Genomic DNA, 21354 nt, shown 5'->3' with positions numbered 1-21354 from the left:
CCGACGGCCTTATCGTCTGCCTTCCGGCGAATACAGATAACGGAAGTAATCCATATTCGTGCTGTACGTCGCATCGCGGCCTTTAAGCGTATTCGCATACGATTCCATACTTTTCCAAAACGCGTAAAATTCCGGATCGCGGTTGTAGGCTTCGGCGTAAATGCGCGCCGCTTCCGCGTCCGCCTGTCCTTTGATCTCTTCGGCGCGGCGATACGCGTCGGAAGAAATCGTGCGCTTTTCGTTTTCGAGCCGTCCGATCCATCCCGTTTTTTTCGCTTCTCCGAGCGAACGATATGCCTGCGCCACTTGGCTGCGGTCTTTTATCATGCGCTTGTATACGCTTTCGGTGAGTTCGTCCGAATATTTTATTTGCCTCGGTACGATGTCGATAACCGTGATGCCGTAGTCCGAAACGAGGGCGTTCGCGGCTGCGGTCATTTCTTCGCAGAGCGCGCCACGGCCTCGCACGACCGCTTCGATCGTCGTATTGACGTTTACAAGCGATTCGATTTCTTTCGTCTCTTCATCTTCCGCCGCGACGGCCTTTGCCGCTCGCTCGTTGATGATATTCGAAGAGCGCACGATTTCGCTCAAACGGTTTGCGGTGACGACCGTACGTGTCGCCGAATCGATGATGTCGCTCAGGCGGTTGCTTGCGTTTTCGATCGTTTTAAAACTCGTGTAGAACAATTTCGGATCGGCTATCTTCCATCGGCTCGTCGTGTCGACGACGATAAATTGATTTTCTTTTGTCGGAATGCGCTGCGGATCGCCGTCGATCGAAAGGATGCGTTTCGGATACGTTGTCACCATATCGGCTGCGGGAATTTTAAAATACAATCCCGCATCGGTGCGGACTTCGGCGATGCTTCCGAATCTCGTGACGACAGCCTGATTTCCCTCTCTGACGATATAGAGCGGGCCGGACGCGAAGAAAAAAATTAACAAAAATAAAAAAACGGCGAGGGGCAGGACGATACGTTTGATCGATTTCATTGCGCGCCTCCTTGGGAAGCCGAAAGCTGTTTTATCGGCAGCAGGTTTTGGAGTTTACCGTCGATGAGCGTACTCTTCGTGTCGGAATTGAAAAGGGCGTCCATCGTTTCCAAATACATGCGCTCGCGGGTAACGCGCGGCGATCGCCGGTATTCTCGGTATACGGAGTTGAAGCGGGCGACGTCGCCTTTCGCGCGGTTTACGCGTTCCGCCGCATATCCCTGCGCGAGCGAAATCTGTTTGTCGGCTTCACCCTGAGCTTTCGGAATTTCGGCATTGTACGCTTCTTTTCCTTCGTTGATAAATCGGTTCATATCCTGTATGGCTTTGTTGACGTCTTCGAAAGCATCCTGCACGCCCTCGGGCGGAACGATGTTTTGCAGCTTGACCGTCGTAACGTGTATGCCCAAACCGAGTTTTGCAAAATTGTCGTTCATCATATCGCGCGACTGCATTTCGATGTTCGTGCGTTCCGCGCTCATAATGTCGAGGATGGCGCGGTCGCCGACGAGCGTATTGATCACCGAGCGGGAGATGTCGCGGATCGTACGCGTGCGGTCTTCGACGTTGAACTGCCACGCTTTCGGATCGACGATGCGGTATTGAATGATCCATTCGACGTCGACGATATTCAAATCTCCCGTGAGCATCGTGGATTCGGCGACGATGCCGTTTTGATAGCGGCTGTTCCGCTTCATTTCGATCGTCTGAAAACCGAACTGTTCCGTTTGAACGACTTGCACCGGAATATTGTAATTTTTGTCGATGCCGAAGGGCAGCTTAAAATGCAAACCCGGTCCGACGGTTTCGACGTATTTGCCGAATCTCGTGACGACGGCCTGCTCAGTTTCATCGACGATGTAAAAATTGCTTTTTACCGCCGACGCTCCGATGAAGAGGACGAGCAGCAATGCATAGGACGACGGCTTTGAAAAAAAACGCCGTGCCGATTCTTTTGTTATTTTTCCCATAGTATTCCTCGTTTCAAATATAACATAAAACGCCGGCCGTATCATCAAGAGGAAAGGGGCGCCGCAATTTTTTAGCATATAAGGGGGAGCGGGGAATTTTCTGTTCAGCGATCCTTGCAAGCGGCGAGTGGAACTTCGCGCTTTATATCGTTTCGCATAAAAACTTCATTAAACAACACGCCTTTAAGCAAATAATTACGGCTGCTGTATACTTTTGTATACAGTCTGCATATTTATATGTATTTGCGTATAAAAAAGTATACGCCGTCTTATTTTATATACGGCTTATTTTTTTGTTAAAATCATATTTTTCCCGGATATCGATATTTAATTTATTGTATTATAATGAATTAAAAAACAATATAAAAATTTGCGGTTTTTTCTTTCTTGGCACATTTTTTGCATTATAGATAATCGAGAGTTTGTCTGCGTAAAATATATCGGAGAGGCGGCAAGGGATGATGCCCCGTTTTGAAAAGGACGGGCGCTATAGACCCTGATTTTTGAGCCGGAGCGGATGTATGAAAACACAAAACGATAACGTGTATGCATTGTATCTCAATGAAATCAAATCGTACCCCTTGCTTTCCGAATCGGAAGAAAAATCGCTGTTGAAAAAAATTGCGTCGGGCGATGAAGCGGCGAAAACGCGCTTTATCAATTCGAATTTGCGTCTTGTCATCAGTATTGCCGGCCGTTTTGCCGATTCTAAAACGCCTTTTATGGACTTGATCCAGGAAGGAAATATCGGTTTGATGACCGCCGTTTCAAAATTCAAAATCTCGTACCGCACGCGTTTTTCGACCTACGCTTATCCGTGGATAGTGCAATATATGCAGCGCTACGTGCAGACGAAATCGACGGATATCTATATCCCCGACAATAAAATCGTCCTGCTTCGGAAAATAAACGAAGTTCGTGCAGAGCTTTTTTCAAAAAACGGTTTTATGCCGTCCGATGCGGACATCGCCCGAGTTTTGCATGTCGAAGAAAAAACGGTGCGCGATATTTCCGTCATGCCGTGGAACGTCATACGTTTCGATTCGCCGTGCAGCGATTATGAAGATACCGTATGCGGCGACAGTATTCCCGATACGGCTTCCGGTCCCGAAGAAACCGCGATCGGAAAAATCTTAAAACAGGAAGTCCGCACTTTTATCGATTCGCTGCCGGAAGAAGAACGCAGAGTCATGCTCTGCCGTTACGATTTCGACAGGATGGAACGGAGGACATTATTTGAAACGAGCAGGCTGCTCGGTATTTCCTCGGAAACCGTGCGCAAAATCGAAATCCGCGTGATGCGTTTTATAAAAGAAAGCGCATCGGCTTTCGAAAGCGCGGCGGAGGAAACGCTGACGGCATAACCATACCGCATAGAGAACATCGGAGAAAGAGAGAGTTTCAGTGCGCCGCTGCAGGGCAATATAAAATGCTTTGCAGCGGTCTTTTATTTTACAGTACGGCAGATTACTGCCCCGTGTATAAAGGACGATGTGGAGTAAAAACACACGGGCGTTGCGGGCTTCGCCCGCCGGCGCTTCCGCAATTCCGCTTTCGCTCCAGCCGCTGCGCTCGCTCCAGTGGCCGCTCCGCGTTGCTCCGGCGCCTAACGCGGTATCATCGTACGACGATCGAAACGCCGAAACAGCTGCGCGGACGAATGTTTTCCGCTGTATACTCTATTTTTTTTACCGAAAATTTCTCCTGAAAACCGCCGAAATCGCAATATTCCCGCGATATATATACCGGAGGTTTTATGGCAAGGCATAATCGGCGGTATAAGGATTCCGTCTTCGTCGATCTTTTCGGTGAAGACAAAAACGCAAAGAGCAATTTTCTCTCGCTCTACAACGCTCTCCACGGGACAAAGCTCGACGCATCGACGGAACTCGAGCTGCTGCAGCTCGAACAGGTGATGTACATGGCTTTCCGCAACGATGTCGCCTGCCTCGTAGACGGAAAGATCATCGTATTAGTCGAACATCAATCGACTGTCAACGCGAATATGCCGCTGCGCTTTTTGCAGTACGTTGCACGCCTCTACGAATGCATCCAAAATCCGCGCGACCGTTATCTTAGACGGCTGAAAAAGATACCGACGCCCGAATTCTACGTGTTCTACAACGGGGAAGAAGATTACCCCGAAAAAGCGACATTACGTTTTTCCGACGCTTTTATGGCGATGTCCGAAAAACCTGCACTCGAACTCGTTGTCAGCGTGAGGAATATCAATTATACTAAAGACAGTAAAATATTACGTGTGTGCAAACCGCTGAAAGAATACACGCTGTTCGTAGAAGCCGTGAGGAGACATACAAAGCTCGACAGCGAGAACGGCTTTCAGAACGCGATCAAAGAATGCATACAAAACGACGTCTTACGGGAATACTTACAGCGAAAATCAAGGGAGGTAATAAACATGTTAATTGCCGAATACGATTATGATGTCGACATCGCCGTGCAGCGTGAAGAAGCATTGCAGGAAGGTGAAACGAAAGGTTTTTCGGAAGGCTCACATCAAAAAGCACTTGAAACGGCAAAGCTGATGAAGCAGGCAAATTGCAAACTTGATTTTATTATGAGAATGACCGGCCTTTCGGAAATGGAAGTCGAAAAGCTGTAATCGTTTTTCTTCGCGCACTTCCCCTAGATTCCGCTGTGAAAATCGGTTTGCGATATGCATCGACATTGCCCGTAACTAGACGGAACTTTGTATTTCATTTATGATGTAACAAATCACCGCCTATCGGCCGGTTCCGGGAGAAATTATGCGTAAATCGATTATCGCGCTTGCAGTGTTTTGCTCGGTGTTTTCAGCGTTCGCTCAAAAAACCTTTACGGTTTCCGAATTCAAATCTTATGTCGAAAATTATAAAATCGCATCCGGTGCCGAGGGCGAAACCGTTTCGATAAAAATAAAAGACGTGCTCTCTTCCGAAACGCAAAACAGCTTGGTAACGCTGACGTGGAAAACAAAAAATTCCAAAAACCTGTATTTCGATTTGGATTTGTCGGAATGCACTTACGCAGACGACGATTGTATACTCGAGCTTTTTCATATCAAAAATGTGCGCAGATGCGTGCTGCCGATGAGTACAAAATTTCTCCGTTATTTTGACTGTATGCAGCTCGAAGAGATAAGGCTTCCCGACGGGCTTGAGGAAATTAACTATAACGCATTTTTCGACGTGTCTTCGTTAAAACGCATCGAGATTCCTGCGAGCGTACGCTATGTCGGGGCCTGCGCTTTCGGCGATTGCTCTTCGCTCGAATACATACTGATCGATAAAAATGCGAATACCGAAAAGTGGTCGCTTGCATGGAACGCGTGGAACGATGCAAAAATCGTTTATTCGGATGAAAAAGATTTTTCCGATAAAAAGACCGATAAAAAAAACGATGAGCCGCCTGCAGGGGAAAGAGGTACCGTCGCTTTTGAACATGCCAATTATCACATGTGGGACGATATCGCTTATACGATAACGCTTGCGGAAAAGCCCGCGAAAACGCAAAAGGCGAACATATTCGTATACGATGTGCATAACGGCGGCGAGCTTATGGGTAGGCTTCCTATCAAAATCAAAAAAAATAAAACGGTCTATACTTTTACCGGCGTTCCGACAAAATACTTCGAACTTCCGGAAACCGATTTGATTTATACGATATTGAAAGAATGTCAGGAGTATTGGGCGAAAATGAAATTCGTCCTCGTATTAAAAAACGGCGACAGAATCGATTTGGCGGGTTCGGCAAGGTGTTATGTAACTCTGCCGTAGATTTTTTTTAGGCGATATTTTTTCTTACGGATATTTTTTTCGAGCGTTTTCAAAACCTGCGATACGTGATAGAATACGCATTATGGCACAAAATGGACGCACACACGGGCGGAAAACCGTTTCGCGATCTTCCGAAAAATCTTCTACTCGGACAAAGTCCTCTCCCCGTCGGATTCCGGGCAAAAAACATAAAATCGTATTTTCTTCCATGCAGACGGCGATCCTCTGCGTTTTGATCATTGCCGCCTGTTTTACACTCCTCATCGTCAATTCGGGACGCAATCCGAAAAATACCGCCGTCGAGCATAGGATCGCCTCACAAAATGCGGATAGTGCGGGCGATGCGTCGCGCACGGCGGAGGCTCGGCAAAACGCCGATCGGCAAAGTTTGCAAAAGCCGCAGCAAAGCGCGGGAAAATCCGATGAGCGGCAAGGCGCCGGACGGGATGAGTCGCGGAGCGATGTGCCGAAAAAAAACGTAGAGGGAGAAAACGTAAGGCAAAAGGAGCGCGTGGTCGAAGCGCAGGTTCATCGAAGCGCGGACAACAAATCTTCCGGCAGCGCAAAGCCCTCGTCTTCCGCATCCAAGGGGCAGCCGGCAAATCCCGCATCGGTAAAACCGCTTTCGTCTGTAAAGCCTTCGTCTTCCGTACCCGTAACTCCCGCAGTACCCGCATCTCCGCTTCCCGACATCCCGCAGGCGGTAAACGGCGCGAAGCTCGTTTTCGTATTCGACGACGCGGGTCAAAGCCTTTCGCAGCTTGAAAAATTCATTTCGCTCCCGTTTCCGATCACCGTGTCCGTTTTGCCAAAGCTCGTGCATTCGAAAGCGTGTGCCGACAAAGTGCGCGCGTCGGGCAATGAAGTGATGCTGCACCAGCCCATGCAGGCGGTAAACTTGAACGTCAATCCCGGTCCCGGCGCGGTTACGGCGGATATGCAGACGTCTTCGATCGAAGCGCTTATAAAAGAAAATATCGCCGAAATCGGTCCGGTCGCCGGAATCAACAATCATGAAGGCTCTCTCATCAGCGAAGACGAAATGAAAATCGGAGCTGCGATGCTTGCGGCAAAGGAGAGCGGCGTCTTTTTTCTCGATTCGCGAACGACGAGCCAAACGCGCGTACCGCAGGCGGCTATGGCGCTCGGCATACCCTACTATTCGCGGAACGTGTTTCTCGACAATACCAAAGACCGCGAAAAAATCATCCGCGAAATCATGCGCGGTATCGGCATCGCGAACGCGAAGGGAGCGGCGATAATGATCGGGCATATATGGTCGGCGGATATTTTGCCGGGCATATTAATCGAATTCTATCCCGTGCTGAAAAACAAGGGGTATGCGTTTACGACGGTGAGCAATTCCGGCGCGCTTATCCGCCCGTAGTTGACAATGTCCGCAATGCGGCATATTGATAATTTATTAATTAATAATTTAACGATTTTGCGAATTGCAATTTTTAGAAGTTGCCGATTGATAATATTCTGGAGTAAAGATGAAAGTTCTCGGTATCGAATCTTCATGCGATGAAACGGCGGCGGCGATCGTCGAAGACGGCCGCGTTATTTTAAGCAACGTCGTTGCGACGCAGATCCCGTTTCACGAAATATACAAAGGAGTTGTCCCCGAAATCGCGAGCAGAAAGCACGCCGAATGGATTTTGCCCGTCGTAAAGCAGGCGTTCAAAGAGGCGGGCCTTTCCCTCGGCGACATCGATGCGGTCGCTGCGACGAACCGTCCGGGATTGATGGGCGCTCTCCTCGTCGGTTTGACTTACGGTAAAACGCTCGCATGGGCGGCGGGAAAACCCTTTATTGCGGTCAACCACATGCTCGGTCACCTCTACGCGGCGCATCTCGCAAACGATATCGCATATCCGTATCTCGGTCTCCTCGTTTCAGGCGGTCACAGCATCATCTGCAAAGTGCACGGATTCGACGATATCGAAGTGCTCGGTACGACAGTCGACGATTCGGTCGGCGAAGCTTTCGATAAAGTCGCCAAGTTTTACGACCTCGGCTATCCCGGCGGCGTCATTATCGATAAACTTTCGAAAGAGGGAGATGCGCGCGCATTTTCCTTTCCGGTCCCCAAACTCGACGAAAGCGAACACCGCTACGACGTTTCCTTCAGCGGATTGAAAACCGCCGTCATCCATCAGCGCGATCTCTTTTTGAACAAAGGCTTCGAACCGACGACGGAAAATATGTGCGCGTCCTTTCAGGACGTTGCGTGCCGCACACTCACGTCGCGTCTTTTCCGCGCGGTGGAAGACACAGGTCTTACGACCGTCATCGCAGGCGGAGGAGTGGCTGCCAATTCGCACTTGCGCGCGCTGCTCGCCGAACGGCGCGATATCACGTGCATATTTCCGCCGCTCAAACTTTGCGGCGACAACGGCGCTATGATTGCAGGCGTCGCCTATCATTTTTTGCAGCGCGGCGATACGAGCCCGCTCAACACGACCGCCTGTGCACGCATCCCTCAGTTCAAGCGCGGATTGGAACAGGTGCGGAGGCGGTAGCGATAACGCGGCGATGGCGCTTCACGGTGCGGGCGTATATTCCGCAAAGCGGGGAGAAAAAACGAATGGACGATCACGATAAAAGCGCCTCCGCACAGCGGCAAAGTATCCGCAGAAAAAAACAAAAGGCAAAAAAAAATTGTATCTATGCAAGGAATGCGTTTTTAATTTGTTTGTTATTGACAATAATGCAAATGGTTTTCATAGCGATGAACGGACCGTATCAAGGTTCGATACCCATGAAAATTTATCAATTTTATACCGACTCTTCAATATATCTGAAAAAGAGATGTTTGCCGATTTATACGGCGGCTTTTTTCATACTGTATATCGTTTATTTGATAAAATCGAAAATGCATGATGATATATGATTTCGTTTTTTATTGAATAATTATGAAAAAATTAAAGCGGAAATAACAGAATTGCCGGAATAACAAATGTGTCGAGATTGAAATGAAGCCGATACATACGTTTTTTCACACCCGCACTTTTCCCCTGTTTTTTTTAATGTCCGCGCGCAGTTTTTTTATCTTCAAGCGCCGTTCACGCGAAGCCTTTGTCGGCTTTGTCGCTCGCCGCTTTTTTTCGATCCGCGCCGCGCCTGCGATTTTCGATTCAATCCGTTCGAGCGCGATTTTTCTGTTCCGCTCCTGAAAGCGTTCGTCTTGCACGTCGACGGAGATAACGCCCTCGTGTATGCTTTTTGCAAGACGCTGCATGACGAGAGATCGCTCCGCTTCCGACAATCCTTCGATTTTTTCGAGCGCTACGGATGCGTGTACTTTCGTGTTGACTTTGTTTACGTTTTGTCCGCCGGCTCCGCTCGATCGGGCGAATGTCATTTCGGTGTGAAGCGCGATACTGTCGTGCAGTTTTTGTCTGTCCATACGGCGAGTATAGCACAATCCGCTCGTACGGTAAAATATTTTCACTGTCGTTCGTGATTGCCATACTGTGCGATTGCTGGTACAATCCTTTACAGAAATTTGTTTATCGAAAAGAGGCTTCGTATGGCTAAAAAAAGCAAAGTGATTCTCGCGTATTCGGGCGGACTGGATACGACGGTCATCATTCCGTGGTTGAAGGAAAATTACGATTACGATGTCATTGCCGTCTGCATCGATTTGGGGCAGGGCGACGATTGGAAAACGATAAAAGCGCGCGCGATTAAAACGGGCGCTTCGGCATGCTATGTCGTCGATGCGCGAAAAGAATATATCGAAGAATATATTTGGCCTGCGCTGAAAGGCGGTGCGCTCTACGAAGACCGGTATCTGCTCGGTACGTCGACGGCGCGTCCGCTTATCGGAAAAATCCTCGTCGAATACGCTCGGCAGGAAAAGGCCGTTGCGATCTGTCACGGCGCGACGGGAAAGGGTAACGATCAAGTCCGCTTCGAACTTGCGATCAAAGCGTTCGCACCGGATCTCCGCGTTATCGCCGCGTGGCGCGATCCTAAGTGGGATCTCCAAAGCCGCGAAGACGAAATCGAATATCTTGAAAAGAGGGGCATTCCCGTTCCGGTAAAAAAATCTTCTTCGTACAGTTGCGACGAAAATATTTGGCATATCAGTCACGAAGGCCTCGAACTTGAAAAGACTGAAAATGAAGCCGACTGGAAAAATATGCTCAAAATCACGAAGCTGCCCGAAGCGGCTCCCGATAAAGCCGAATACGTAAAGATCGAATTCGAAAAGGGCATTCCCGTCGCGGTCAACGGTAAAAAAATGGATTCTCTTTCGCTCATGGAAACGCTGAACAAAATCGGCGGAAAAAACGGCATCGGTCTCATCGACCTCGTCGAAAACCGCTGTGTCGGTTTGAAAAGCCGCGGCGTATACGAAACGCCGGGCGGAACGATTTTGTATTACGCGCACGAACAACTCGAGCACTTGTGCCTCGACCGCGATACCTATCACTACAAGCAGCAGATCGCGCTCAAGCAGGCGGAGCTCATTTACAACGGTTTGTGGTTTACCTCTCTCATGAGCGGCATCATGGCGTTCAACGACAAAGTCGAAGAAACCGTGAGCGGCTGGGTACGCCTCAAATTGTACAAAGGCACGATACAGGGGGCCGGTTCCTTTTCTCCGTACAGCTTATACAACGAAAGCATCGCAAGCTTTACGACCGGCGATCTCTACGATCACCGCGACGCGGGCGGCTTTATCACGCTCTTCGGTTTGCCGCTTACCGTGCGCGCAATGATGGAACAAAAAGCGGGTAAAGGACAGGCTGTCGTAAAAAGCGGTTCTTTGAAAAAGCGTCCGACGGAATAAATTAAAATAAATGAAACACATTGTTAAAAAAATCGTCTTTGCGGGAGCGGTATCGCTTTGTATGCTTTCCGTTTCCGCAGGCGATAAAGGGATCGCCGATTCGTCTACCGTTGTTTTTCCTTCATACGGGGATGTAGGGTATAAACTCGCCGTGAAAAAGGCCGAGCGCCTTTCGGCCGCTCTTCCGAATCTCGGTGAAAAAGAGGCGGCCGATCTTGCTGCGGGAAAGGTGATTTCCTTCGGCAACGGAAGCGGAGAAGATTTGACAAAGTACGTGCCTTCTTCGAGCGCCGCCGCGAAAAAACTTGCGGCATCTCCGCAGGGGAAGAGCGGCTTTGCCGTCGTATCGTGTGCGCTCATCCCGTATCCCGCTTCGTGGAAGAGTATGAGTGCGGATGAAAAGCTTCTTTCCCTCTACAATGCGCTCGGACGTGTTTCGGCGCAAAAGGGCATTACGTATATTTCACGGCGCGCGGGCTATAAACCGAAAACGCTTTTTACGCGTTCATACTACATTGCAGATACCGAACATACGGAAACCGCGCTGGCCGATCCCGTTGCAAGCGAAGTTCCCGCTTCCGACCGGCGCTACGTGTTTCAGGAAGATACGTCGTTCGGCGAAAATACGTATCTCCATACGTATACCGATTCCGCATCCGAAATCTTCCTCGAAATCACGAACTGCACGCCGATGAAGTATCACGGAGTGACGTGCTTAAAAGAGCGCGAAATGGAAATGTGCATTTCGGCGTATCCGCTCGAAGAAGGTATTTTCTTTTCTTCTTCCGCAATCGTTACGGGGCAAAAGCAGACGGTAACGGTCCTCTTTATAAAAGTGGATTTGGCCGACGCATTTAAACGCCGTACCGATGCGCTCTACACATGGTTTATCAATCAAATTAATAATTAGGAATTGTTATGCCGTCTGTTGTATACGAATACGACGATCGCCATGGCGATGATGAGGGCATAACCTGCGAAGCTCATCGCATCGGGTATTTGACCGAATGCGAAAAATCCCATAAGCGATGAAAAAACGATCTGCGAATAATCGAATATGCTGATCTTTGCGGCGGGCGCTTCGCTGTATGCCGCCGTTATCGTGAGCTGACCGCCTGCGGCCGCAATGCCCGCAGCAAGCATGATAAGGAGCTGTCGGCTTGTCATCGGAGAAAAGTGAAAGAGCAAAAACGGGACTGCAAGAAGCAATGAAAAAAGCGAAAAGCAGGCGACTATGAGTTTGCCGTTTACGTTCATTATTCTTAAACGGCGTACGCAGGTGTATGCGAACCCCGAACTTACGCCTCCCAAAAATCCTGCAAGAGCGGGAAGCATTGCCGTGATTTCAAACGACGGTTTTATAACCAGAGCCGCTCCTGCAATCGACACGCAAATCGCCGCAAGCGGGACAGGCATGATCTTTTCACCGAGTATGAAAAAACTGAAAATGACGGTAAAAAAAGGCGACATCTTGTTGAGGATCGACGCATCGGCGATGTTTATTTTGTCGAGCGCATAGAAGTTTCCGAATATGCCGAGGGAACCGGCGACGGATCGGAAAAAAAGAAACCGGACGCTTCCCGCAGGCAGTACAAACGGCCTCTTTCCTTCGCGCTGCTCTTTTATCAATAATACGAAAGCGATAAAAAAGGCGATGATATTGCGGAAAAACGCTTTTTGCATAAAGGGGATGTCGCCTGCAAGGCGGGCGAGCATTCCCATAAGTGCAAAGCAAAACGACGAACAGACGATATAGAAGATGCCTCGCGCGATGCGAGATTTGTTGTATTCTTGAGGCATATATATAATATAAAGCGAATGGGCTTTATCGGCAAGACATCGCTTTTTCATAAGCCTGCGACTGTGGACAGTGCAGCTTTGTTTTCATATAATAATACGTAAATGATGAAATCGATTTTTTCTCTGTGTGTGTTTGCCGTTCTGTCGTGTGCTTCCGTTTATTCGGAAAGTGTTTTTACCGAAAAATTCGAAGATCGCGTTTCGCAAACCGAAGCGGGAAAGAGCGGATTTTTATCCTATGTCGCAGGTTCACGGCAGTATTTTTCGTTGAATCCGATAACGGATTCCGTCCTTATCGGGAGCGGTATCGGACTCTTTGCGGCCGATCAGTTTTTGTTCCGTTTTAAAAGCGATCGCGTTTTCGGCGGGACTCCGTACAATCGCGACGACGTAAATCCTTTCGACCGTTGGGCTATGCGCCCGTATTCGCGCGCGCTCGACATAACGGGAGACGTATTTATAGGAGGTGCAATGGCGACCCCGCTCGTATTTGCATCCGTAGACAGACACGAATGGATTACGATCGGTATTATGTATGCCGAAACGATGCTTCTCACGCATGCGGTAAAAGATTTTATAAAATCGCTCACGTTCCGCGCGCGTCCTTATATGTACTTCGAAGGCTATCCGCAAAAATATGTCGATTCGGGCGATTGGAATAATTCTTTTCCGTCGGGACATACGATGCAGGCTTTTGCCGCAGCCGCGTTTACGAGTTTCGTCTTTGCAGTCTACTTTCCCCGTTCTCTGTGGAATATTCCGGTGAGCGCGGGATCTTATGCGCTTGCTGCCACGGTCGCAGTGCTGCGTCTTTCAAGCGGTAATCACTTTTTGACCGACGTGCTTGCGGGCGCCGCCTTCGGTACCGTTTTCGGTATCGGCATACCGCTCTTGCACATGATCGGTCGGCAATCTCATAAGGCGGTTGAAAAGCGTAAAGAAGCCGTGTCGCTTTCCGTTTTTCCGACAGGCGTATGTATAAGCGCAAGATTCTAAAAACTTTTGCCGTTTTTCTTGACAAAACGGATATATGGTCATACCATAAAAAGGAATCGCTGTATTGAACAGCGACCCTTTAATAATATTTGGAGGCATGAATAATGCAAAAAAAGGTATTTTCATTTACGCTGATCGCATTTGCCGTTGCGGGTTTGATTTCCTGCGGCGGTAAATCGATCAAAAACGGAACCTACACTTCGTCCATACAGGGTATGAACGATGCAATCGAAGTATCCGTTACGATTGCAGACAAAAAGATCGCTGACGTACGGGTTACGAAAAACTCGGAAACGCCGGGAATCGGCAGTCCGCTGATGGATGCGAAGGGCACGATTCTGACGGCGGGCGGTGCGTCCCCCGTCGAATTGATTCCCGCCGAAATCGTAAAGCATCAGTCGGTCAACGTCGATGTCGTGACGGGTGCGACGATCACGTCGGCTGCCATCAAAGCTGCGGTGTCGAATTGTCTGAAAGAGGCGAAAGCGAATCCTTCCGATTGGAATGCGAAACCCGAAGCGGCTCCCGCTCCTGCAAATGCGAGCGCGGATGTCGTCGTTGTCGGCGGCGGCGGTGCGGGTCTTGCGGCGGCTATCGCTGCGGGTCAGCAGAATAAATCCGTTATCATCGTAGAAAAGAACGGCGAAGTCGGCGGCGACACGCTCGTGTGCGGCGCCATCTACAATACGCCCGACGAAGCGCTGCAGAAAAAAGCGACGATGGGTGATGCTGTAAAACGCACGATCGAAGCGGCTCTTGCCGAAGCTCCGAAAAGCGGAGAGCACGCCGCGCTTCAAGCGCAGGTGCGCTCGCAGTGGAACGCGTACAAAGCGAGCGGCAGAACCGACCTCTTCGATTCGAAAGAATGGTTTGCGCTGCAGACGTGGAACGGCGGCGACAAAGTCGGTAATTTGAATCTCGTCAAAGTGCTGTGCTACAACGCATACGACGGACTTAACTGGATCGACGATTTGGGTATGAGCTTTTCCGACGTCATCAGCCAGGGAGCGGGTTCTCTGTGGGAGCGCACTCACACGAGTACCATGAAGATGGGAACGGGCTTTATTTCGACCTATGTCGAAAACATCGCCAAGATGAACAATATTACGGTCATGGTAGAGACGACGGGCAAATCGCTCGTTAAAGACGGCGACAGAGTTACCGGCGTCGTATGCGCCGACAGAAACGGCAACGAGTTTACCCTTTCGGCAAAGGACGGCGTCATTCTCGCGACCGGCGGTTTTGCCGCAAACGGCGCGATGGTGCAAAAATACAATACGTCGGGCAAATGGCAGGATTTGAGCAAAGTCGCGACGACGAACCGCTTTTCCTGCTCTCAGGGAGACGGCATCGAAATGGCCGTCGCTGCAGGCGCTTCACTCACCGATATGGAACAGCTCCAGCTTTTGTATCTCGGCAACTTAAAAGACGGGCAGCTGACTAAGTATCCGCCGAGAGACGTCAACGGCACCGACCAGATCATCTTTATCAATAAAGAAGGCAAACGCTTTACGAACGAAGGCGGCAGACGCGACAATATCTGTCTCGCGGTTTTTGCGCAGCCCGATAAAGTGTTCTATATGCTCGAATCCGGCGACGGCGACAAGTATAAAGACATCAAAGATCCCGATTGGAGAAGCGCGGACGGCTTTACCTTCGACTATCTCGAATCGAACGGTTACATCTACAAGGGCGACACGCTTGAAGAAATCGCCGGAAAACTCGGCATGAACGCTGCGACGCTCCAAGAGACGATCAACACCTTCAATGCGAGCGTCGATTCCGGCCGCGACGAATTCGGCAGAACGCTCTATTCGACGAAGCTGACGAAGGGCCCGTGGGTTGCAACTCCGCGCCAAGCCTGTGTTCACCACACGATGGGCGGCGTTACGATCGACACGAGCGGACACGTTATCGGCACGAACGGCAAAGTTATCCCCGGTTTGTATGCGGCAGGTGAAATCACCGGCGGTATTCACGGCGCGAACCGCTTGGGCGGAAATGCCGTCGTGGATACGGTCGTATTCGGTAAGCTCGCAGGCGATACGGTTGTCGCGGATGCGCGGTAACTGTAGAGAAATAGAAGCTTACATAGACTAAGCCTCAGCATAAAACCGCCGTCGGGAATCGACGGCGGTTTTTTTATCGTGAAAATTGAAGTAGGCGAAAGAAGTTATTGATTTCGCGGCAATGTGTAAATACGACTTAATAAAATTTATTTTTGTTCCGAAAGACCGCTTCGCGTGTCGACGATACGCTTCATATCGGCGATATTGTCTACAACGATGTAATTGTCGTACACTTCGATTTTCCGCTTTTCGACGAATTTATTAATTTCATCGCGCGTCGCTTCCGGAGACAGTCCCGCCCAATGCGCCACATCTCCGGCAGACACGTTGAACTTCCGCTGCCGATCGGGCGCATTCGGTGAAGGATTCATTTCGTCGAACATGAGAAATACGTCGGCGATGCGGGCTTGTACGTCTTTGATCGCGAGCGTGCGGAGTCTGCGCCGTTGGTCGTAGATACGTTTGCAAAAAAGCTTCAATAGGATAATGGCGATCTGCGGATTACCCATGATGAGCAGTTGGAAATTTTCTTTGTTGAATTCGAGGCATTCGACGTTGCCGATCGCGACGCAGGTTGCCGAGCGCGGGGAATTGTCGAGGATGGCCATTTCGCCGAAAAATTCTCCGGGCTTCATGATGTCCAGATTTTTCTTTGCGCCGTTTACGCATTTGACGAGCTGCACGCGTCCCGACTGAATGAGATAAAAGCTGTTACCCGGTTCGAATTCGCTGATGATGACATTGCCCGGTTTATATTGTTTGGCAAAACGTTTGAACGCGGGAAGTGCGAACTGCTTCAGCGCGCCCGAAGCTTCTTCGTCTTCTTCGGTCGTATCGCTGCTTTTTATTTTTTCTTTTATCTTCGTGTTACGCAGTTTCGCATCGGCATATAATTTTGCGACTTCGTCTTTTTTCGCAGTGTTCGGATAGAGCGATAAAAATTTGACGCAGATGTCGCAGCACGAGAGGTATTCTTCATCGTTATAAAAACTCTTTGCAACGGCGATCATACCCGTCTGCTGATCTTCGGGAACGTTGTTGAGAATCGCTTCGGTTTTTTTATGAATGAGGCGCAGCTGATTTGAAAAGACGCGGAGCATCTTCATGATGATCTCTTTGTTGCTGCTGAATATCTGTTCGAATTCCTGTATGGTCAAAGCGATCGAAACGCAGTCGGTAAGCGCGGTTGCGGTTTCTTCGCGCGGAAAACGGCCGAGTGCGGATTTGACACCGAAGAACTCGCCGTTTTTTACCTGCTCGGTGACGGGCTGATGAGTTTCCACATCTGTCGTTGTAAGGACGAGAATACCTTTTTGCAGGATAAAAATCCGTTCGTCTTTATCCCCTTCAAAGTAAACGATCGATCCTTTTGTATATTGCATCGCTTTAGGCATACAAAATCCCCTGGTACATTACAGTATTATATCATAAATCATCTATTTGTGCTATGCTCTTTTTGATGATTGATTTACATATTCATAGCAATGCATCCGACGGTCAGTACCGTCCGGCCGAGCTTGTCGAAAAGGCTTACGAAAGCGGTATTTCCGTTTTTGCGATAACGGATCACGATACGGTTGCAGGGCTTTCCGAAGCCGCCGAAGCCGCCGAAAAACGGCATATTGTTTTTATACGGGGAATCGAAATTTTTGTGGGATGGCCGACCGGCGAATTCCACTTGCTCGGACTCGGTTTTACGCATATTTCGCCGTCTTTGGAGGAACTTGTAGATTTTTTGCAAAAAAAACGCACCGAACGGAATCTGCATATAATCGAAAAGATGCGTGAAGAAGGCATCGATGCGTCATACGACGAGCTTTGCAGCCTTTTTCCGGGCCGTTGCGTCGGAAGACCTCATTTTGCCGAATATCTTAAATACAAAAATACGGTAAAAAACAATCGGGAAGCCTTTGAAAAATATCTCGGAAAAGGCAAACCCTTTTACGCCGAACGTACCGGCGCAAATCTCGATGAAGCCGTACAGGCGATTGTCGATTCGGGCGGCACTCCTGTCATCGCGCATCCGCTGTCGCTTTATGTGTCATGGGGACATCTCGGGACGATTTTGGAAGATATTCACTCCCGCGGAGTGGAAGGGATCGAAGCTTATCATCCGGGAGCGAGCGGTCATGACTGCAAGCGCCTCGAATCGCTTGCGCACGAGCACGGCATGTTCGTTACTGCGGGAAGCGATTTTCACGGCGAAAAAATCCGCGCCGATAGAAAACTCGGTTATACAGCCGACGGTAAAAAAATAGACGATCGGTTTTATTACGAAGAACTGCTTCCGCATTTGGCAAAGTAATGGCCTTCGCGTGATTTCCGGCCTGCGGTTTGCAGAATTGCGGACAGGTCGGCCGTGCCACATATTTTTTTTAAAAATTTTTACATACATGTTCCGAAACTGCACGGTTGCAGACGATCCTTATACGGGGAGATTTTGCGTGCAGGGAGCATAATGCGTATGCAGATTTTTTCGTTTTCGCCGTTCGGGTACGAAGGCGCGCTCGTCACGGTTGAAGTGGATATCCGCCGCGGTATTCCCGCTGTCGATATCGTAGGTCTTGCGGACGGCGCGGTAAAAGAATCGCGAGAGCGCATGAGAGCTGCCGTGCAGAATTCCGGCTTCGACTTTCCGCCGGAGCGCGTGCTTGTCAGTTTATCGCCTGCGGATATGAGGAAAGAAGGCGCAGGCTTCGATTTGGCGATCGCGCTTGCCGTCCTCCAAGCACGCAGCGGAAAAGATTCGCTTTCCGATTCGTCTTCCGTCCTCGTCATGGGGGAACTCGAACTTTCGGGAAATGTGCGAGGCGTGCGCGCCGTTCACGCTGCCGCTTCCACTGCCGCTTCATCGGGGATTTTTAAATGCATCGTGCCGCTTTCGAACGAAGACGAAGCGCGCGAAGTGAACGGTATGAAAGTGTACGGAGCGGCATCTCTCGAAGATGCGTTTTCCGCGCTCGACTCGGATGAACTTTTTACCGAGCGGAGCCGATCGGAACAAAGCGCCTTTATACCGGAAAACTGCGTCGAAACGGAGGGCGTACTCTTTCCGCCCGTTACCGAAGGTTTTGAATTTGCCGATGTGGCGGGGCAAAGTTTTTTTGTGCGGGGCTTGCAGATTGCCGCTGCCGGCGGTCACAACCTCATTGCGGTCGGCGCTCCCGGCTGCGGCAAAACGATGGCGATGAGGAAATTTCAAGCACTGCTTCCTCTCCTCGATGTCGGAGAAGCTCAGCCGGTTACGCGCATCTATTCGATTGCGGGACTTATGCGGGGAAGCGAACCGCTCGTCAGGATCGCTCCCTTCCGCGAACCGCATCAAACTGCGACGATCGAAGGCATGTGCGGAGGCGGCGTACGCTGTATCCCCGGAGAAATATCGCTTGCACACAACGGAGTTCTCTTTCTCGATGAAGCCGCCGAGTTCCGTTCGTCGGTGCTGCAGATGCTCCGCGTACCGATCGAAAGCGGACGCATAACGCTCGCTCGCGCCGGACGCTCGACGGTTTATCCCGCGTCGTTTCAGCTGCTCATGGCGGCAAATCCCTGTCCCTGCGGAAACTTCGGATCGAAATCGAAAATCTGTTTGTGCAGCGCCCGCGCCGTCGAAACCTATTGGAATAAATTTTCAGCCCCGCTTTTAGACCGCATCGATATGCGCGTTTTCGTCGACAACGAAGGCGTGGGGACGAGCGCTGTACGGACGACGACCGCCGAATTACGCATGGAAATCGCGCGTGCGGTAAAAGTGCAGCGGAAAAGGCAGGGTAAAAAAAATGCAAAACTTTTGCCCGAAGAGGTTGCCGGATACTGTCCGATGAGCTCAGGCGGGCGAAAGCTGCTCGACAACGCAGCGGTGCGATACGGATTTTCTCCGCGCGCCGTTTCAAGTTCCGTAAAACTCGCGCGTACGATAGCGGATATGGCAGGCTGTACTGTCATACAGGAAGCGCACGTAAAAGAAGCGATACAATACCGAAAAGCGTGTACGGGTTTTTTACCGGAAAATGCGGACGAGTAGGGTGCGCTTTTTCGAAACGGCTCTTCTATGCCGGTGTCCGACGAACTTACAACAAACCCGCGCGAAAATTTGCGCGGTTATGCTACATGCTCCCGCGGGAGTACAGCCGATTTTTAGGTTATATACCGGTTTTAGAGAGTATATTTCCCGGTACGGTTGTTATGGTTAGCGTACTATAACAAATTGACAAAACGGCGTAAAAATGCTAAAAACACGCACGAGGTTATTTTATGGAAAACATGATGCACTATCTTAAAGATATCGATAAAGAAAAACTGAAAACGGTTTTGGAAATAAAAGACGCTTACAACGGCGGGCGTATGAGCCTTGAAGAGGCGAAGCGGATTTTAAAGGAAAAAGTAAAAAAACTTACACCTCAGGAAATCGCCGTTGCCGAACAGGAACTCAAAGAATTCGAAGACGACGAATGCCGCAAAGAAAACATTCAAGGCATGCTCGTTCTCTTTGAAGATATCATGGACACATCCCGCCCCGATCTGCCGGCCGATCATCCGATCATGTGTTATTACCGCGAAAACGACGCGCTTTTAAAAATCATGCTTGAAATCGAAGATTTGGTTCAGTACCCGCTCATCAAAAATCAGTGGCTCGAAATCTACGATAAGCTTGCGCAGTATCGTCTGCATTTTTCCCGCAAGCAAAATCAATTGTATTCCATGCTCGAGCGCAAAGGCTTCGACCGCCCGACAACGACGATGTGGACGCTCGACGATTTTATCCGCGACGAGATAAAAGACGCGCGCACGCTTTTGGAAGAAGGCAAAGACGACGCCTTTCTCGCGATGCAGCCGACGATCGTTGCCGATGTCCGCGATTTGATTTCCAAAGAAAACACGATTTTGTATCCGACTTCTCTTGCGATGCTCACGCCGGAAGAATTCGAAGATATGAAAATCGGCGACAGAGAAATCGGTTTTGCGTGGATCGATGTAAACTCAAGTTCCGCAAAAAGCGGAGCGGCCGCTTCTTTGGACTGCAGCTGTGCGGATGCGAAAACTGCGTCGGGTGCAGGCGGCGATTTTGCAAGCGACCTTGCAAAGCTTTTGCAAAAACACGGCTACGCAGCTTCTTCCGGTGAAAAGCTCGAGGTTACGACGGGACGATTGACGCTCGATCAAATCAATTTGATCTATAAACACATGCCGGTCGATATTTCCTACGTCGACGAAAATGAAATCGTCTGCTTTTACACCGATACCGAACACCGCGTGTTTCCGCGCAGCAAAAACGTTATCGGACGCGACGTAAAAAATTGTCACCCGAAAGCGAGCGTTCATATCGTCGAAGAAATTATTAAAAAATTCAAAAGCGGCGAAGAGAGCGAAGCGGAGTTTTGGATAAATAAGCCCGGCCTTTTTATCTATATCACGTATATTGCGGTGCGCGATGCCGACGGGCGTTTCCGCGGCGTTTTGGAGATGATGCAGGACTGCACTCATATCAGAAGTCTTGAAGGCTCGCAGACGCTTTTAACGTGGAGCAGCGGCAAAAAAGAAAAAGTCTATGCCGATGATACTTCTTCGGGAAGCAATACAGCGGACGCGGAAAGCCGGCCGAAAAAAGAAAGTGCCGGAGCGGAATCGGCCGCGCCGGAACATTTTTCGGAAAGTGCGAACGGCACAAAGGTTTTGCCGCTCAAAAGCGAAACGAAGCTTTCGGATTTGCTTGCGGTTTACCCGTGGCTGAAAGCCGAACTTCCGTCGATCAATCCCGCATTTAAAATGCTTCAAACGCCGCTCGCCCGCATCATGATCCCGAAGGCGACCGTTTCTATGATGAGCGAGCGCAGTCAAATGCCGATGGATGAACTGATCGCGGCGATCGAAGCGAAGATAAAAGCTCACGAGGGAAAATAAATCGAGTATATGTGAGCTTCGGAGTTCAAGTCTCCTTCGGC

Annotated in this window: 17 protein-coding genes; 12 read left to right on the top strand and 5 right to left on the bottom strand. The window is 49.7% G+C overall.

Annotated features, from left to right (window positions below; genetic code table 11):
- Positions 1-9: 9 nt before the first annotated feature.
- Together hflC and hflK are read right to left on the bottom strand one after the other, a co-directional pair.
- Complete coding sequence (gene hflC / locus H9I35_RS04205; RefSeq protein ID WP_187420357.1) at positions 10-996, bottom strand: protease modulator HflC; 987 nt, start codon at positions 994-996, stop codon at positions 10-12.
- Positions 993-1967, bottom strand: a complete 975-nt coding sequence (gene hflK / locus H9I35_RS04200; RefSeq protein ID WP_187420356.1) for an FtsH protease activity modulator HflK — start codon at positions 1965-1967, stop codon at positions 993-995. Before hflK ends, hflC begins: the two co-directional genes overlap by 4 nt.
- A 521-nt stretch (positions 1968-2488) precedes the next feature.
- On the opposite strand from hflK, the gene H9I35_RS04195 reads away from it, so the two are divergent.
- From H9I35_RS04195 to tsaD, 5 genes are all read left to right on the top strand, one after another.
- Entirely contained in the window at positions 2489-3331 is an 843-nt protein-coding gene (locus tag H9I35_RS04195) for a sigma-70 family RNA polymerase sigma factor (protein WP_187420729.1), read from the top strand.
- A gap of 392 nt (positions 3332-3723) precedes the next feature.
- The gene (locus tag H9I35_RS04190) at positions 3724-4590 is read left to right on the top strand and encodes an Rpn family recombination-promoting nuclease/putative transposase (RefSeq protein ID WP_187420355.1); all 867 of its coding nucleotides are present in this window, start codon (positions 3724-3726) and stop codon (positions 4588-4590) included.
- A 145-nt stretch (positions 4591-4735) separates the two neighbouring features.
- Complete coding sequence (locus tag H9I35_RS04185; RefSeq protein WP_187420354.1) at positions 4736-5743, top strand: leucine-rich repeat protein; 1008 nt, start codon at positions 4736-4738, stop codon at positions 5741-5743.
- An 82-nt stretch (positions 5744-5825) separates the two neighbouring features.
- Positions 5826-7130: a divergent polysaccharide deacetylase family protein gene (locus H9I35_RS04180; RefSeq protein ID WP_187420353.1), complete on the top strand. Its 1305-nt coding sequence runs from the start codon at positions 5826-5828 to the stop codon at positions 7128-7130.
- A 109-nt stretch (positions 7131-7239) separates the two neighbouring features.
- Entirely contained in the window at positions 7240-8268 is a 1029-nt protein-coding gene (gene tsaD / locus H9I35_RS04175; protein WP_187420352.1) for a tRNA (adenosine(37)-N6)-threonylcarbamoyltransferase complex transferase subunit TsaD, read from the top strand.
- Between the two features lie 476 nt (positions 8269-8744).
- On the opposite strand, the gene arfB is transcribed toward tsaD, so the two are convergent.
- Positions 8745-9155 (bottom strand): alternative ribosome rescue aminoacyl-tRNA hydrolase ArfB, encoded by a 411-nt coding sequence (gene arfB / locus H9I35_RS04170; RefSeq protein ID WP_187420351.1) that lies wholly within the window; start codon positions 9153-9155, stop codon positions 8745-8747.
- A gap of 123 nt (positions 9156-9278) precedes the next feature.
- On the opposite strand from arfB, the gene H9I35_RS04165 reads away from it, so the two are divergent.
- Together H9I35_RS04165 and H9I35_RS04160 are read left to right on the top strand one after the other, a co-directional pair.
- Positions 9279-10547 carry an argininosuccinate synthase gene (locus H9I35_RS04165; protein WP_187420350.1) on the top strand — a complete coding sequence of 423 codons (1269 nt, stop codon included), beginning with the start codon at positions 9279-9281 and terminating at the stop codon, positions 10545-10547.
- A 10-nt stretch (positions 10548-10557) separates the two neighbouring features.
- A complete protein-coding gene (locus H9I35_RS04160; RefSeq protein WP_187420349.1) occupies positions 10558-11457 on the top strand; it encodes a DUF6675 family protein in 900 nt (299 codons plus the stop codon).
- Here H9I35_RS04160 and H9I35_RS04155 read toward each other — a convergent pair.
- Entirely contained in the window at positions 11454-12347 is an 894-nt protein-coding gene (locus tag H9I35_RS04155) for a DMT family transporter (RefSeq protein ID WP_252722717.1), read from the bottom strand. The two genes, H9I35_RS04160 and H9I35_RS04155, sit on opposite strands and share 4 nt — an antisense overlap.
- Positions 12348-12449: 102 nt before the next feature.
- Here H9I35_RS04155 and H9I35_RS04150 point away from each other — a divergent pair, with 102 nt between their 5' ends.
- Together H9I35_RS04150 and H9I35_RS04145 are read left to right on the top strand one after the other, a co-directional pair.
- Entirely contained in the window at positions 12450-13343 is an 894-nt protein-coding gene (locus H9I35_RS04150; protein WP_187420347.1) for a phosphatase PAP2 family protein, read from the top strand.
- Between the two features lie 104 nt (positions 13344-13447).
- Complete coding sequence (locus H9I35_RS04145) at positions 13448-15412, top strand: FAD-binding protein (RefSeq protein ID WP_187420346.1); 1965 nt, start codon at positions 13448-13450, stop codon at positions 15410-15412.
- A gap of 146 nt (positions 15413-15558) precedes the next feature.
- Here H9I35_RS04145 and H9I35_RS04140 read toward each other — a convergent pair whose 3' ends face one another.
- Positions 15559-16806, bottom strand: coding sequence for a Crp/Fnr family transcriptional regulator (locus H9I35_RS04140; RefSeq protein ID WP_187420345.1), 1248 nt, complete (start codon positions 16804-16806; stop codon positions 15559-15561).
- A 65-nt stretch (positions 16807-16871) separates the two neighbouring features.
- Between H9I35_RS04140 and H9I35_RS04135 the strand changes: the two genes are divergently transcribed.
- The 3 genes from H9I35_RS04135 to H9I35_RS04125 all read left to right on the top strand — a co-directional run bounded on the left by H9I35_RS04135 (position 16872) and on the right by H9I35_RS04125 (position 21313).
- Positions 16872-17717 (top strand): PHP domain-containing protein, encoded by an 846-nt coding sequence (locus tag H9I35_RS04135; protein WP_252722716.1) that lies wholly within the window; start codon positions 16872-16874, stop codon positions 17715-17717.
- Positions 17718-17876: 159 nt separating this feature from the next.
- Positions 17877-19436: a YifB family Mg chelatase-like AAA ATPase gene (locus tag H9I35_RS04130; protein ID WP_187420343.1), complete on the top strand. Its 1560-nt coding sequence runs from the start codon at positions 17877-17879 to the stop codon at positions 19434-19436.
- Between the two features lie 230 nt (positions 19437-19666).
- On the top strand, positions 19667-21313 hold the full coding sequence (locus H9I35_RS04125; protein WP_187420342.1) for a DUF438 domain-containing protein: 1647 nt from the start codon (positions 19667-19669) through the stop codon (positions 21311-21313).
- Positions 21314-21354: the final 41 nt, after the last annotated feature.

This window comes from Treponema sp. Marseille-Q4132, from assembly GCF_014334835.1.
In the GTDB taxonomy this organism is placed as follows: domain Bacteria; phylum Spirochaetota; class Spirochaetia; order Treponematales; family Treponemataceae; genus Treponema_D; species Treponema_D paredis.
This window is presented reverse-complemented; position numbering and strand designations above follow the sequence as displayed.